This is a genomic window from Capnocytophaga sp. oral taxon 332 str. F0381 (assembly GCF_000318275.2).
Classification (GTDB): Bacteria; Bacteroidota; Bacteroidia; order Flavobacteriales; family Flavobacteriaceae; genus Capnocytophaga; species Capnocytophaga bilenii.
The window spans coordinates 14901-15196 of sequence record NZ_KB291273.1 but is presented as its reverse complement, the minus strand read 5'-3'; the positions used below and the strand labels follow the sequence as shown (position 1 = coordinate 15196).

The 296-nt window shown below is 41.2% G+C and carries 1 protein-coding gene; it reads right to left on the bottom strand.

Annotation, left to right across the window (positions count from 1 at the left end; all coding sequences use genetic code 11):
* Nucleotides 1–296: hypothetical protein (locus tag HMPREF9075_RS13420; RefSeq protein WP_009415001.1), on the bottom strand; the 296-nt coding region annotated here is incomplete at both ends.

Here is a 296-nt window from a genome sequence, read left to right as displayed (position 1 = left end):
TGTTATCGGTACTCCTACGAATGTAGCTAAATTGTACCTCTTTGTCGGTAGGGGTAGCCGTGCCATAATGGTCGTTATCATAAACACTGCCTACTATTTGAGGTTCGTTACTATAGGTAACGGTGTAAGTATCGTCTTGTGCAGTAAGGGGTATGGTAGTGCTTGTGGTAGTTGCCGTTGTGGTGCTTGTTGTGGTAGTAGAAGTTGATGTGGTGGGTGTCGTTACAATTACAGTGGCAGTAGCAATGGCAAAATGAGTAGGATCTTTAATATCTCTGATTTTATAATATACATAA